Source organism: Exiguobacterium sp. s149, from assembly GCF_018618395.1.
In the GTDB taxonomy this organism is placed as follows: Bacteria; Bacillota; Bacilli; order Exiguobacteriales; family Exiguobacteriaceae; genus Exiguobacterium; species Exiguobacterium chiriqhucha.
The window spans coordinates 77217-91329 of the sequence record NZ_JACSLZ010000010.1 but is presented as its reverse complement, the minus strand read 5'-3'; the positions used below and the strand labels follow the sequence as shown (position 1 = coordinate 91329).

General features: G+C 52.3%; 15 protein-coding genes. 10 read left to right on the top strand and 5 right to left on the bottom strand.

Annotation, left to right across the window (positions count from 1 at the left end; all coding sequences use genetic code 11):
• Positions 1–102: 102 nt before the first annotated feature.
• A complete protein-coding gene (locus KNP81_RS12815; protein ID WP_214720231.1) occupies positions 103–1263 on the bottom strand; it encodes an MFS transporter in 1161 nt (386 codons plus the stop codon).
• Between the two features lie 142 nt (positions 1264–1405).
• On the opposite strand from KNP81_RS12815, the gene KNP81_RS12810 reads away from it, so the two are divergent.
• The gene (locus tag KNP81_RS12810; protein ID WP_214720230.1) at positions 1406–1954 is read left to right on the top strand and encodes a GNAT family N-acetyltransferase; all 549 of its coding nucleotides are present in this window, start codon (positions 1406–1408) and stop codon (positions 1952–1954) included.
• Here the strand turns inward: KNP81_RS12810 and KNP81_RS12805 are convergent, their stop codons facing one another.
• Both KNP81_RS12805 and KNP81_RS12800 read right to left on the bottom strand, forming a co-directional pair.
• Positions 1955–2350: a hypothetical protein gene (locus KNP81_RS12805; RefSeq protein WP_214720229.1), complete on the bottom strand. Its 396-nt coding sequence runs from the start codon at positions 2348–2350 to the stop codon at positions 1955–1957.
• Between the two features lie 62 nt (positions 2351–2412).
• Entirely contained in the window at positions 2413–3411 is a 999-nt protein-coding gene (locus tag KNP81_RS12800; RefSeq protein ID WP_214720228.1) for a site-specific recombinase, read from the bottom strand.
• Between the two features lie 102 nt (positions 3412–3513).
• Between KNP81_RS12800 and hflX the strand changes: the two genes are divergently transcribed.
• From hflX to KNP81_RS12775, 5 genes are all read left to right on the top strand, one after another.
• Positions 3514–4758 carry a GTPase HflX gene (gene hflX, locus KNP81_RS12795; RefSeq protein WP_214720227.1) on the top strand — a complete coding sequence of 415 codons (1245 nt, stop codon included), beginning with the start codon at positions 3514–3516 and terminating at the stop codon, positions 4756–4758.
• A 7-nt stretch (positions 4759–4765) separates the two neighbouring features.
• Positions 4766–6061 (top strand): methionine gamma-lyase family protein, encoded by a 1296-nt coding sequence (locus KNP81_RS12790; RefSeq protein WP_214720236.1) that lies wholly within the window; start codon positions 4766–4768, stop codon positions 6059–6061.
• A gap of 93 nt (positions 6062–6154) precedes the next feature.
• Positions 6155–6553: a MerR family transcriptional regulator gene (locus KNP81_RS12785; protein WP_021067593.1), complete on the top strand. Its 399-nt coding sequence runs from the start codon at positions 6155–6157 to the stop codon at positions 6551–6553.
• Between the two features lie 46 nt (positions 6554–6599).
• Positions 6600–7940 carry a type I glutamate--ammonia ligase gene (glnA, locus tag KNP81_RS12780; RefSeq protein ID WP_021067592.1) on the top strand — a complete coding sequence of 447 codons (1341 nt, stop codon included), beginning with the start codon at positions 6600–6602 and terminating at the stop codon, positions 7938–7940.
• Between the two features lie 168 nt (positions 7941–8108).
• Positions 8109–9212, top strand: coding sequence for a DNA alkylation repair protein (locus KNP81_RS12775; protein ID WP_214720226.1), 1104 nt, complete (start codon positions 8109–8111; stop codon positions 9210–9212).
• 91 nt (positions 9213–9303) lie between these two features.
• Here KNP81_RS12775 and KNP81_RS12770 read toward each other — a convergent pair whose 3' ends face one another.
• Together KNP81_RS12770 and lexA are read right to left on the bottom strand one after the other, a co-directional pair.
• Positions 9304–9744, bottom strand: a complete 441-nt coding sequence (locus KNP81_RS12770) for a metal-binding protein (protein ID WP_214720225.1) — start codon at positions 9742–9744, stop codon at positions 9304–9306.
• Positions 9744–10364, bottom strand: coding sequence for a transcriptional repressor LexA (lexA, locus tag KNP81_RS12765; RefSeq protein ID WP_021067589.1), 621 nt, complete (start codon positions 10362–10364; stop codon positions 9744–9746). Before lexA ends, KNP81_RS12770 begins: the two co-directional genes overlap by 1 nt.
• A 205-nt stretch (positions 10365–10569) precedes the next feature.
• Here lexA and KNP81_RS12760 point away from each other — a divergent pair, with 205 nt between their 5' ends.
• The 4 genes from KNP81_RS12760 (at position 10570) to tkt (ending at position 14007) form a co-directional block, all read left to right on the top strand.
• Entirely contained in the window at positions 10570–10806 is a 237-nt protein-coding gene (locus tag KNP81_RS12760; RefSeq protein WP_021067588.1) for a hypothetical protein, read from the top strand.
• Between the two features lie 72 nt (positions 10807–10878).
• Positions 10879–11523 carry a YneB family resolvase-like protein gene (locus KNP81_RS12755; RefSeq protein ID WP_214720224.1) on the top strand — a complete coding sequence of 215 codons (645 nt, stop codon included), beginning with the start codon at positions 10879–10881 and terminating at the stop codon, positions 11521–11523.
• Between the two features lie 60 nt (positions 11524–11583).
• A complete protein-coding gene (locus tag KNP81_RS12750; RefSeq protein WP_021067586.1) occupies positions 11584–11817 on the top strand; it encodes a DUF896 domain-containing protein in 234 nt (77 codons plus the stop codon).
• A 198-nt stretch (positions 11818–12015) separates the two neighbouring features.
• The gene (gene tkt, locus KNP81_RS12745; protein WP_214720223.1) at positions 12016–14007 is read left to right on the top strand and encodes a transketolase; all 1992 of its coding nucleotides are present in this window, start codon (positions 12016–12018) and stop codon (positions 14005–14007) included.
• Positions 14008–14113 lie beyond the last annotated feature (106 nt).

The window sequence follows — 14113 nt, the reverse complement described above, 5'->3', positions numbered from 1 at the left end:
TTAGGCTACCTCACACCGATAAAATATGGTGTGGTGGCAGCCTAATAAGGTGTTTTTATTAGTGTCTCATATAGCTAGGTCAGTCTAGAAGGCGCCGTCTTATTATGCAGATTGAATCACATCTTCCGTCAAATCGATTTGTCGACCTAGCCAGATGAGCGGGACGGTCAGACCTGCGCCAATCAAATAGACGATGGCAATCGGCAATCCGTCCGCGAGCATTCCAAACGTCAGGCTGCCGATGCTGAAGGCGAGGGTATAAGCCGTCTGTTGGACGCTATAGACGTACGGAAGTTGCGAGGCAGGTGTCGTTTCTTGGAGCACCGTGTTCGTCTGGATGATGCGGAGTTGGGTGGCGTATCCTTGAATTGCGAGCGCAATGAGTGCGAACACGATATGAGACGTCACGCCGAACAACAAGGCAGCCCCGACCGACAGTAGGGAGCTGAAAGCAAGCGAACTGGTCCGTTGAGCGCGATACAAGTATGCACTGGCCAGAATCATGCTGATCAAGTAGCTCGCGTTCATCGTCCCCCACCAGCCCGTATCGATGTAGAGGTGTCGTTCCAGATAGACGAGCAAAAGCGCCGAAATCCAGAGCGTGCTGACGAAAGACTCGAACGTGACGAATACCGTGATTAATCGAGCATGAGGTACTGTTCGCACGATGGCGAGGCTGTCTCTAAGGGAAATGTCTGATTCACCATCTTCTACCGTCACGTCGCGGTCGAGTGAACGGACGAAGCGAAGCGTGACGAGCGTCGAGAGCATGAATAACATCAACGCGACGGTCAAGGCAATCGCGCTTGAAAACGAAGCGACGACCATCGTACCGAGCGGCCACATCGCCAGCTGGATGAACTGGTTCGACCCTTGGACGAGACTGTTCGCTTGTTGGCGATTCGTCGTCAGCCGGGGGATGAACGACGCTTGGACCGGACGGGCGAACCCATCCAAGAAGGCGATGAGCACGACGAGGCCGAGGACGAGAATCGACTCCGACCAAATGACGGCCCCGAGCAAGGTCGTCTTCAACAGTTGCGTGACGAGCAGCGTCTGACCGAGGGTGAACCGAGATAAGACGCGGGCAAAGAACAGACCGCTCACGGTCATGCCGATTGTGACGGCAATCGGGAAACTGGCCGCAGCCAGGGCGGAACCGGTCTGTTGATATAACAAAGCGATCAAGGCGACGATATAAAGCACGTCACCAATATTGGCCAGCCATTGACTGACCAGCAGCAGGTAAAACGACTTCATCATGACTCTCCTCCAGAACTATTCAATTTTGGGTGGATGACATGATGTCGACTTACATACTTTCACCGCTTTCAAATTATTTACAAATAGTTTACGATAAAATGATGAAGAACACAATAATTGGAAAGTAAGAGGGGGAAACGACATGTTACACTATGACATTAATGACCAGCTTCAACTACGAATGTTCACCATCGATGACGCGGAGGCGTTGTTCCAGTTGACGATGGCGTCGAAGCCATACCTTCGCGAGTGGCTCGGTTGGCTCGATTACACCGAGACGGTCGAGGATTCACGACAAAACATCGAAGGGCGAATTAAAGGATTGATGGAGACGGGCGGCTATCCGAAATCGTTCGCGATTGTGTATCAGGGTGAGCTCGCCGGGACAATCGGCTTCAACGATATCGACCGAGGCATCAAGTGCGGCACGGTCGGCTATTGGCTCGGCCAAGATTTTCAAGGGAAGGGCATTATGAGTCAAGCGCTCGAGACGGTCATTGATTACGGGTTCCGTGACTTGAAACTTGATAAAATTGAGATTCGGGTCGCGACCGGAAACGTGAAGAGTCGGGCCTTGCCGGAACGGTTCGGTTTCCTCGAAGAAGGGGTGCTTCGCAACGCGGAGTGGCTATATGACCGCTACGTCGACCACGTCGTATACGGCTTGTTGCGAAATGAGTGGGCCCACTGACTACAGCGTTTTGAAATGACGGCCAAGCAGTTGGTCGACCGCATAGAAAATGAAGGCGCTCGACACGCCAAGTAACGATGCGAGGTTGAATATACCTGTCTCGAAGATGGATGGATCGAATAACAGTCCATATGGGACCACGAACAACCAGCCAGCAATCAGATGGAACACGAAAGACGTCACCCGTTTCGAACGGAATGGCGTCTTTTGGCTTATATACTCGGACAGTATAGAGGTGAACGTCCCGTAGATGAACACGATGGGGATCGCATAGAGCAAATAGACGGCCACGCTCGGTCCATATGACAAATCGAGCGCGTAGGGAAAGAAGAGCGGCAACACGAAAGGAATAATGAATAGACTGATGAGAGCAGATTGGATTTTTTGAAAAAACACGGTACGCCCACCTTTCGGATCATCAAGTAAATAAAGCCGTCACCTGCAAAGATGACGACGGGTTACGGGGTGACGCCCCCTGATTCATAGAGCGTTGCGCCGAACTCCGCATACGCCTGCTCATAGCGCCGGAGCGATGACTCTTTATGCATACACGTCACGTTCATGCGTTCGAGAGATGTCATGTCGGTCGCGTACGTCTTCAAGACGTGGGCGTTCCGGAGCATCGACGGTGTGACAGAACGGCTGAGACCGCTGCGTTCATTCAATTGGCGCATCATCTTCGTAATCATGACGATCGTCAGCTGTTTCGGCTGGTTCTTCGCATACACCCAACGGAACGTCATCCGGGAGAAGTCGAACGAGACGAAGACGGGATCGTCCGAGTACCAACGCGGACGGACCGGCGTCGGGATGTCAGCCAAATAGTTCATAAGGAGTGTCTGGTCCTCTTGACTGAGTTTCAACGTGAACCGGTTGCCGAGCCGGTCATAGACGTCGAATTCATGGCTCGCGAGATGCAGGTCGTTCATCCGAAGACGGATGATATGGTGCACCCGGAGTCCATATTTATAGAACAACGTGACGATTAGCTCGTTCCGATTGACGAGATACGGATGCGCCTGAAGCTGGTTCTCACTCAGCCCGCTTGTCGAACGGATCGTCCGGACGAGCTTGCTGAACTCGGCGGGCAAGGCAATCTGGTCGACGGTGAGCGTATGAGCCGGTTGGGCATAGGCAAGCATCTTTTTGCGGAGCGGATTTAAAAAGACGGTCAAGCTATTGATGACGGTGACGATTCGGGCGACCGTCGCCTGTTGGTATTGCTTCTCTTCGATGAGGAAGTCGTTGACGAACGTCTTCCACGATTCGAGCGGGACGGCGAGCCACGCCTCCGGGGCATCAAGCTTGACGTTATGGTCATGAAAGTATTTGTGCACATCGATCAAATCGTATCGATAGCGTTTCAGCGTCGACGGTTGGCGGCCGCTCGCGCCGAGATGGAACAAGTACGCCTCGATATATTCAGGCAATGGATACTCTTTTCTACGTTTCGTCATGGACGTTCCTCCTTCTCCTCATATCGTACCACAAACGGACGTTCTCCATTCGTCGTTTCGTGGTAAGATGGAGGATGAGACTTATAGGAATGAGGGATTTTTATGCAACGAGAGAAAGTCATTATCGTCGGATGTCAATTACCGACTGTCGATGATTGGACATATGAACAATCGATGGGGGAACTCGTCGAATTGGTCGATACGGCACGAGGTGAGGTCGTCGCCCGTCTCGATCAGAAACGGCAGCAAGTCGACCGCCGCACGTTCATCGGGAAAGGGAAAGTCGAGGAGCTCGCGGTGCTCATCGAACAGTTTGAGCCGGACATTGTCATCTTCAACGCCGAGCTGTCGCCAGCCCAGTCGAAGAATATCCGCATCTCGCTGAACGACCCGGACGAGATGAAACTGATTGACCGGACGCAATTGATTCTAGATATCTTTGCCGGACGGGCTCAATCGAAAGAAGGAAAGCTCCAAGTCGAGCTCGCCCAAATGAACTACCTGCTCCCGCGCTTAATCGGACAAGGCACACAGCTGTCACGTCTCGGTGGCGGGATCGGGACACGGGGACCGGGTGAGACGAAACTCGAGTCCGACCGCCGGCACATCAAGCGCCGCATCGACGAGATTAAGAAAAATCTCGAAGGCACCGTCGCGCACCGTGACCGTTACCGCGAACGTCGGAAAGAGAACCGTGTGTTCCAAGTCGCGCTCGTCGGCTACACGAACGCCGGCAAGTCAACGATTTTCAATCGTTTAACCGACGCCGATACGTACGAACAGGACGAATTGTTCGCGACGCTCGATCCGCTCACGCGTGAACTTGAACTCCCGCGCGGCGGAAAAGTGCTCATCACGGATACGGTCGGATTTATTCGCGACTTGCCGACGAAACTCGTCGCCGCGTTCCGCTCGACGCTCGAGGAAGTGCTCGGGGCTGATCTCGTCTTGCACGTCATCGACGCGTCGAACCCGCATTACATGAACCAAATCGACACGACGAATTCGGTATTGTCGGAACTCGGCGCGAGTGAGTTGCCGCAGCTCGAGGTATACAATAAGAAAGACCGGTTGACCGAGGACTTCGTCGGCGGACCGCTCGTCATCTCGGCGCTCGACTCGAACGATATCGAGACGCTCATCGGCGCGATCGAAGATAAGATTGCGGATGTGTTGACGAAAGTACACGTCATCTTGCCGGTCCGCTCGTTCGAGCATTACCATCCGGCCAAAGATTCGATGTATCGTCTCGAGGAGAAGTTCCTCGATGACGGTTCGGTCGAACTTGTCGGTTATATGAGAGAAGACACGCGTCTTTATGCGACGCTGAAACAATTTGAGGTGTGAAACAATGATGTGGCAAGAAAAGATTGCGTACTATGATGAATTGGCCCCGTTCGTGACCGAGGCGGAAGCGCGGGTAAAACCATATTTTGAAACGATTGAGGCGACGGCGGAGTTTAACCAATACCGCGTCCTCGAGTCGTTCAAAAAGCATAAAGTGTCGGATTTCCATTTCAATCCGACGACCGGGTACGGCTACGACGATATCGGGCGCGACACGCTCGAATCGATTTATGCCGACGTGTTCGGGGCGGACCTCGCCCTGTGCCGCCCGCAAATCATTTCGGGGACGCACGCCATCGGGATCGCCTTGTTCGGCGTGTTGTTGCCAGGGGATGAACTGCTCTATATCACCGGCAAGCCGTACGATACGCTCGAAGAGATCGTTGGGATTCGGGGCGACGGCCGTGGCTCGCTCAAAGAGCTCGGTGTCGGCTACGACACGGTCGAGTTGAAAGATGACAAAATCGATGTCGAGACCGTCATCGCACGGATTCGCCCTGAGACGAAGCTCGTCGGCATCCAACGCTCGAAAGGATACGCCAATCGCCGCAGCATCCCGGTCCAAGAGATCGGGGAAGCGATTGCGACAATCAAAGCGGCGCACCCGCACGTCTTCGTCTTCGTCGACAACTGCTACGGTGAGTTCGTCGAGACGATTGAACCGACCCATGTCGGGGCCGACCTCATGGCCGGCTCGCTCATCAAGAACCCGGGTGGTGGCTTGGCGAAGACGGGCGGCTATATCGCCGGGACGAAAGAGCTCGTCGAACGTTGCTCGTTCCGCATGACGACGCCGGGCATCGGTAGCGAGGCCGGTCCGTCGCTCTATTCGCTCCAAGAGATGTATCAAGGATTTTATATGGCGCCGCACACGGTCGCCCAAGCGTTGAAAGGGGCGCGCTTGACGGCGAGCCTGCTCGGATTGCTTGGGTTCGAGACCGACCCGCACTATACGACGCCACGGACCGACCTGATTCAATCGGTGACGTTCCGCGATCGCGACAAGATGATCGCGTTCTGTCAGAGCATCCAGATGGCGTCACCGGTCAATGCGCATGCATTGCCGGTACCGGCCTATATGCCGGGGTATGAGGATGATGTTATCATGGCGGCCGGGACGTTCATTCAAGGCTCGTCGATTGAACTGTCGGCCGATGGACCGCTCCGTGCCCCTTACACGGCCTACGTGCAAGGCGGCTTGACGTACGCCCACGTCAAGGTCGCACTCATGCTCGCCTTGAGCCAATTACGGACGAAAGAGCTCGTCACATTTGACCGTGACAATATCTCACAGAAGTTGTAACCGAAATGTCATGTTAACTTTCTTAACATCTATTGACAGGTAAGTTGTCATGTATTATTCTCACAGTGTGAGACAGAAAAGGAGGGGTAAGAGATGGCCGATCAATTTCGTCGCTCCAACCCGTTGTTTCCGATTGGAATCGTTCAAGATTTGACACAGCTGACAGGTAGGCAGATTCGGTACTATGAAGAACAGGGTCTAATTTCGCCTAGTCGGACGGAATCGAAACGACGGCTCTATTCCTTTAATGATGTCGAACGTCTACTCACGATCAAGGATTTTATCGACCAAGGCTTCAACTTGGCGGCGATTCGTCATATGCTCGACAACACGGACGCCAAAGATGCGGAATCACCAAAGGCGCCGGTCGATGAAGCACCGAAGATCTCTGAACAAGAGTTACACAAATTATTGAAAACACAGCTTCAAGAAGCTGGCCGTTTCAATAAGACGTCGCTCATTCAAGGTGAGCTGTCACGTTTTTATCGATGACGCCAGTACACTAACCATTACACAATGTGAGAGGGGACATTTCACCATGGCCAGAAAAACGTTCACGAAAGAAGACATCAAACGCATCGCACAAGAAGAGGACGTACGCTTTATTCGTCTTCAATTCACGGATATCCTCGGTACGATCAAAAACGTCGAGGTTCCGATCAGCCAATTGGACAAAGCACTTGATAACAAGATGATGTTCGATGGCTCTTCAATCGAAGGGTTCGTACGCATCGAGGAATCAGACATGAACCTCTATCCAGACCTTGACACATGGGTTGTCTTCCCGTGGACAGACGGCAGCGGTAAAGTCGCTCGCTTGATTTGTGATATTTATACTCCGGACGGAAAACCGTTCAGCGGTGACCCGCGCGGCAATTTGAAGCGTAACCTCGAGCGCATGCAGAAGCTCGGTTTCACAGCATTCAACGTCGGACCAGAGCCTGAGTTCTTCCTCTTCAAGAAAGACTTGAACGGCCAACCGACACTCGAACTTAACGACCAAGGCGGTTACTTCGACTTGGCACCGGTCGACCTCGGCGAGAACTGCCGTAAAGAGATCGTCATCGAGCTCGAAAACATGGGCTTCGAAATCGAAGCATCACACCACGAAGTCGCACCAGGTCAGCACGAGATCGACTTCAAATACGCAGATGCGGTCACGACGGCTGATAACATCCAAACGTTCAAACTCGTCGTCAAGACGATTGCAGCGAAATATGGTCTTCACGCGACGTTCATGCCGAAGCCACTCTTCGGTGTCAACGGTTCAGGGATGCACGCCAACATGTCGCTCTTCAAAGGTGACACGAACGTCTTCTACGATCCGAACGGCGAAATGGAACTCTCTGACACGGCTCGCGCCTTCACGGCAGGGATTCTCGAGCATGCCCGTGCATTCACGGCTGTTTGTAACCCGACTGTCAACTCGTACAAGCGTCTCGTTCCTGGTTATGAAGCACCTTGCTACGTAGCATGGAGCGCGCGCAACCGTTCACCACTCGTTCGTGTACCAGCGGCCCGTGGTCTCTCGACTCGAATCGAAGTACGTTCGGTCGACCCGGCAGCAAACCCGTACCTCGCTTTGGCCACACTATTGGCTGCAGGTCTCGATGGAATTGAGAAAGATATGACAGCACCGAAGCCAATCGACAGCAACATCTACGTCATGGACAAGCCAGAACGTGTTGCTAACGGGATTGACGATCTTCCGGCTACGCTCTTCGACGCGCTCGAAGTACTCCGTACTGACAAAGTCGTCATGGAATCGCTTGGCGAGCATATCGGTGAGCACTTCCTCGAGTTGAAAGAAATCGAGTGGGATATGTTCCGCACCCAAGTGACGGAGTGGGAACGCGATCAGTACATGACGCTCTACTAAGTCGACTAATAAAGGATATCCCCTTTAAAAACCAGAGCTCTGAATGAGTCTTCGCAAGAAGTGCTCATTCAGAGCTCTTTTTGTGTCATTCATTCTAATTAATCAATATAATGAAAAGCGGTTATTGAAAATATGAGCGTAATCGAAGCAGATAGAGGGGGCCAAGCAATGGCAACGCCATTAAAAGACGTGTATGATGAGGGGTTTTTATTAGAATTTGGGCGGCGGATTCAATCCGTGTACCCATCGTTTGATATACAAGCATTTGTCGCATCAATCGTTGATGAGTCATGGGAAGCGTTAGCACTCAAAGCGCGGACTCGCCGTATCTCGACAAAGCTCGGCCAGTTTTTACCTGAAGATTACGAGTCAGCTTTGGACGTATTGGTTAACATTGCAGACGATTGTATCGGTTTTCCATATTTATTCTTTCCCGACTTCGTAGAAGTGTATGGACAGGCGGAAGAACATTGGGAACGCTCGATGTCAGCACTTGAACTCTTCACGCAGAAATCGTCTTCCGAATTCGCAATCAGAGCTTTTCTGCTTCGTGATTCGACGCGAGTGATGGATCGCATGATGGCATGGGCCAAGCATCCGAATGAGCATGTGCGGAGATTGGCAAGTGAAGGCTGTCGTCCTCGTCTTCCGTGGGCGGAGTCATTACCGATGTTCAGAGAAAATCCGGCTCCCGTGTTGGCAGTTTTAGAGTTATTAAAAGAAGACCCATCATTATATGTAAGGAAAAGTGTCGCCAACAATCTCAACGATATCTCGAAAGATCACCCGGAAGCCGTGCTCGAAGTCTCGCGTCGATGGCAAGGCGAACATCCCCATACCGACTGGGTCATCAGACACGCGTGCCGAACGTTAATTAAATCCGCACACCCGGACGCGTTAACATTGTTTGGTTATACGCAAGAAACGGATTTGACCGTCAACTCATCGATTACTATACATCCGAATGTGCTCAGCATAGGTGAGGCGTGCGAGATTCAATACGATGTGTCGATTCGTCCAGGCGATGCTGCATATATTCGGGTCGAATACGCCATCGACTTTATAAAAGCGAATGGGAAAGCGAGTCGTAAGGCGTTTCTTTTTACGAATAAAACCGTCGCTGGGGGAGCAAAACTTGCAGCGAGCAGAGTCCACAACTGGTCAGACTTGACGACGCGTCGACATTATCCGGGTGCGCATCGAATCGTCCTGTTGGTAAATGGACGAGAAGTTGCCGAAACTCGACTCGTGTTGCATAAACGAGACGACTGATAAATGTTTTAGAGACAATCGACGGTTCGAAAAAGGGCAACCCAGTCTAATAGACGGGTTGCCCTTTTGGGTGTATGGCATAAGCATTTGCTTAAAACGCACGTTTGAAGAACGTGGACGCATAGTCGAGCGTCGTATGTAGCGTCGTCGCGAAAGCGAGTCCGAAGAAGCATGCTGCCCCGTTCAGGTCGAGCCACGATCTGACAGCTTCCTCATACGGCGTGACCGTGAGCACGAGCGTGAGCGGGAAACCGAGATAGATGACCCGGATCAGATCGCTCAAGAGCGGAAAATGCGAGAATAACGACCGATGGGGCATAATCTTCACATAAGGGAGCCAAAAGCCCCGAAGCGGTCCCCATCGATAATAGGCGTCCGACTTTAAGTCAAGGTCCGGGGAGAGCCAGAACGTCCCGATTAGGGCGCCAAGCAGGAACACGGTCGGAACATCGATGTCAATAAAAGGCGTGGCAATCGCAAGAGCACCGATTGCCACGAGATTCGTACGGGTATGTGTCTTGCCACTAGCCATTAGTGAATCGTGCGGTATACACCGATGACCTTCCCTAAAATCGACACGTTATCGAAATACATCGCTTCGAGCTCGTCGTTCTCCGGCTGGAGGCGAACTTTCGAAGCTTCTTTATAAATCCGCTTCACGGTCGCTTCACCTTCATCCGTCATGGCGACGACAATCTCTCCATTGTCGGCCGTGTTCTGTTGACGGACGAGGACACGGTCCCCATCCAAGATCCCCGCGTTAATCATAGAGTCCCCTGAGACAGAGAGCATGTAGACGTTGTCGGAACCGACGACGTGGGCCGGGAGCGGGAAGTGCTCTTCCACGTTCTCGATCGCCGTGATCGGCGTACCGGCCGTGACTTTCCCGATGACCGGCACGTACATGACGGCATCATGGTCTTCCACGACTGACATCTCTTCATCTAAAATCTCGATGGCACGTGGCTTCGTCTTGTCACGTCGAATCAATCCACGCTTCTCTAGACGGTCCAAGTGGCCGTGGACGGTCGAGCTCGATGCGAGTCCGACTGCCTCTCCGATTTCACGAACGGAAGGTGGATACCCTTTCGCCCGGACCTCGGCTTTTATAAAATCAAGAATCTGTTGTTGTCTTGCTGACATTTTTTTCAATGGATTTCACCTCGATTATGTCGAATAACCTGCGAACGCATCCTATTCTTTATGGGTTTAGTTTAACACAAGAACACATGAGCGCACAAACATTCGTTCGTTTTTTTCTACTTGACCGAACAGAAGTTCTTGTTTTATGATGAGAACAGATAAACGAACAGACGTTCTCGAGAACGTGTATTCTTATTCCCAGGAGGTAATCGTTATGAGAGACACAATCAATGGAATCATTTTAGTCGGCATGTTGGCACTTGGAATGTTCGCGTTTTATATGGTCGGGGAGATGCGCCACGACGTCGATGTCGTCGCGACCGAACCGGTGATCGAGCATAGCGTCGAAGAAGAAGTCGCCTTGACGGAGGCCGAGTCGCTCGAGGCACAGCTTCTCGCCGAACGCGCTGAGAAAGAAGACGACAAGACGACGTGGTTCGCCGCCGAATAATCTTTTCTGATTGCGAACAGCCCCCGAACCTGTGTATCGTAGAGGGCGAATGGAAAGAAAGGAAGTGACGGGATGCGAGTCGTCATTTATTGTCGCGTGTCGACGAACAAGTCCACGCAAGAGACGTCACTCGGTCGCCAAGCGGACGAACTGACGCGGATGGCGAAACGTCTTGACGCCGAAATCGTCGATGTGATCAGTGAGCAAGAGAGTGGGTATGAGGTCAATCGGACGGGGTTGCTCGATTTGTTGGAGCACGTCTCGACGTCTAATCTCGATGCCGTGCTCGTCAGCGATGACAGCCGCCTCGGACGAGGGAACGCGAAAATCGCCATCTTGCATACGCTCATGAAACATAACGTCCGCTTGTTGACGATGCAATCGTCCGATGAATACGTTTTCTCGGATGCCGAGAAGATGGTGCTTGAAATCGTCAGTGTCGTCGAGGAGTACCAGCGTAAAATCCATAATGCGAAAATCTCACGCGGCATGCGTCGGGCGGTCGCGAACGGGTTCAACCCGCACCGCAACATCCAACATCACGATCAAGGCGGTCGGAGCCGAATCGAAGTCCCGATCGAAGAGATCGTCCAACTGCGCGAGCGCGGACTGACGTTCGCTGAAATTGCCGCCACGCTACGTGGTTTTGGCTATGAGGTGTCGAAAGCGACCGTGAACCGTCGTTATTTGGAGCACGTATCAGTGCCAGAAACTTGAATCCTGCTCGCTGATTTTGTACAGTAGAAGAACAAATTCAGTAGAGAGGGGGCGAGCCTGATGCTAGCACCTGAACAGTTGGAGCGAATCAATTTTCTCGCCAACAAAGCCAAGACAGATGGACTGTCATCAGAAGAGATGGACGAGCAGCAAGCGCTGCGCCAACAATATTTGCAAGCGTTCCGCCAATCATTCAAATCACAAATGATGGGGATGAAGGTCGTCGATCCGGACGGGAACGATGTAACGCCTGAAAAATTGAAAGACGAGCAGAAACGACATCGCTCGGAGTGACCACGAATGCACATCCTATTTCATATAGGGTGTGCATGTTTGTTATACGCGAACGGGGATCAGGGGGACTTATTGGACTGATTTTGGACGAAAGGAAGTAAACGATTCCATTCAATGTGTTATACTAATTAATTAGTTGTGACACACGAATGAGTATGCTAAAATATGACGGGTAGAAACTTTGTAACAACAGAGAGGATGAAATTAGTGGAAACAACTACTAAAGAATTATTAGCGATTAACTCGATTCGGACGCTCTCAATTGATGCGGTCCAAAAAGCGAACTCTGGTCACCCGGGGATGCCGATGGGTGCGGCTCCGATGGCGTTCACACTTTGGACGGATAAGATGCGTCACAACCCGAAAAACCCGAACTGGTTCAACCGCGATCGGTTCGTTCTTTCAGCGGGACACGGTTCGATGCTCTTGTACTCGCTTCTTCACTTATCTGGTTACGACCTTTCACTCGACGACCTCAAATCGTTCCGTCAAATGAATTCGAAGACGCCTGGACACCCAGAGTACCGTCACACGCCTGGTGTCGACGCGACGACTGGACCGCTTGGCCAAGGGATTGCCATGGCAGTCGGTATGGCGATGGCTGAAAAGCATTTGGAAGCGACTTACAACCGTGATGAGTTTAAAGTGGTTGACCACTTCACATACGGGATTTGCGGAGACGGTGACTTGATGGAAGGCGTGTCGGCAGAAGCTGCCTCGCTCGCTGGTCACTTGAAACTCGGAAAGCTCGTCGTCCTTTATGATTCAAACGACATCTCACTCGATGGCGACCTTCACAAGTCGTTCTCAGAAAGTGTCGAAGATCGTTTCAACGCTTACGGCTGGCAAGTGATTCGCGTTGAAGATGGCACGGACATCGATACAATCGCGAAAGCAATCGACGAAGCGAAAGCGGAAACGTCGAAACCGACCCTCATCGAAGTGAAGACGGTTATCGGCTTCGGTTCACCGAACAAGTCAGGCAAATCGGCATCACACGGTGCACCACTCGGCGAAGCTGAAATCGAGCTCACGAAGCAGTTCTATAAGTGGGAAGGCGAAAACTTCTACGTACCGACCGAAGTCTACGACTTGTTCAATGAGAAAGTCGTTGAGCCAGGTGCCAAAGCGGAAGCGGACTGGAACGAACTCGTCGCGGCTTACAAGTCGTCACACCCTGAACTCGGTGCCCAGTTCGAGCGTGCAGTGAACAACGAGCTCCCAGAAGGTTGGGACAGCGAGTTGCCGACGTTCGAAATCGGTTCGAAGAAAGCAACACGTCAAACGAGCGGTGAAGTACTGAACGCAATCGCTAAAGCGGTGCCGACACTCTTCGGTGGTTCGGCTGACCTCGCAGGCTCGAACAACACGATGATTAAAGGTGCTGCAGACTTCGATGAAGATCCAGCAGGCCGCAACATCTGGTTCGGCGTCCGTGAATTCGCAATGGCAGCTGCCGTCAACGGTATGGCACTCCACGGTGGTGTCCTTCCTTACGGCGCGACATTCTTCGTCTTCTCAGACTATTTGCGTCCAGCGGTACGACTCGCGGCCCTCATGGGAATCCCATCGACGTTCGTCTTGACACACGATTCAATCGCGGTCGGCGAAGACGGCCCGACACACGAACCGGTCGAGCACTTGATGAGCTTCCGTGCGATGCCAAACTTGTCTGTTCTCCGTCCGGCTGACGGAAAAGAGACGATTGCGGCTTGGAAGCAAGCAATCACGACGAAATCATCACCGTCACTTCTCGTCTTGACGCGTCAAGCGTTGCCAGAACTCGAAGGCACGTCGATTGAAGAAGCGGCTAAAGGTGGCTACGTCGTCGCCGGTAACTCGAACGAGGCGGACGTCCTCCTTCTCGGTACAGGTTCTGAAGTACACGTCCTCGTCGAAGCTCGCGAAGCACTCGCGGCTGACGGCGTGAACGCGGCTGTCGTCTCGATGCCTTCGTGGGAATTGTTCGAAGCACAGTCAGCAGAATACAAAGAGTCGGTCCTTCCTTCGTCAATCACGAAGCGTGTCTCGCTTGAAGCGGGTGCGACACTCGGCTGGTACAAATACGTCGGATTCGGCGGTAAAGTACTAGGAATCGACAAGTTCGGTGCCTCTGCCCCTGGGGATCTCCTCATGAAAGAATATGGCATGTCGGTCGACAACGTCGTCGCTGCTGTCAAATCACTTTAATCGCTTACTATCAGTGGTGGCCCGGAGTTTTGGGTCACCACTTTTTTTACAGACGACTAGCGAATTAGCGTAATATAGTGTATAGTAAAAAACGATGTTTCATATG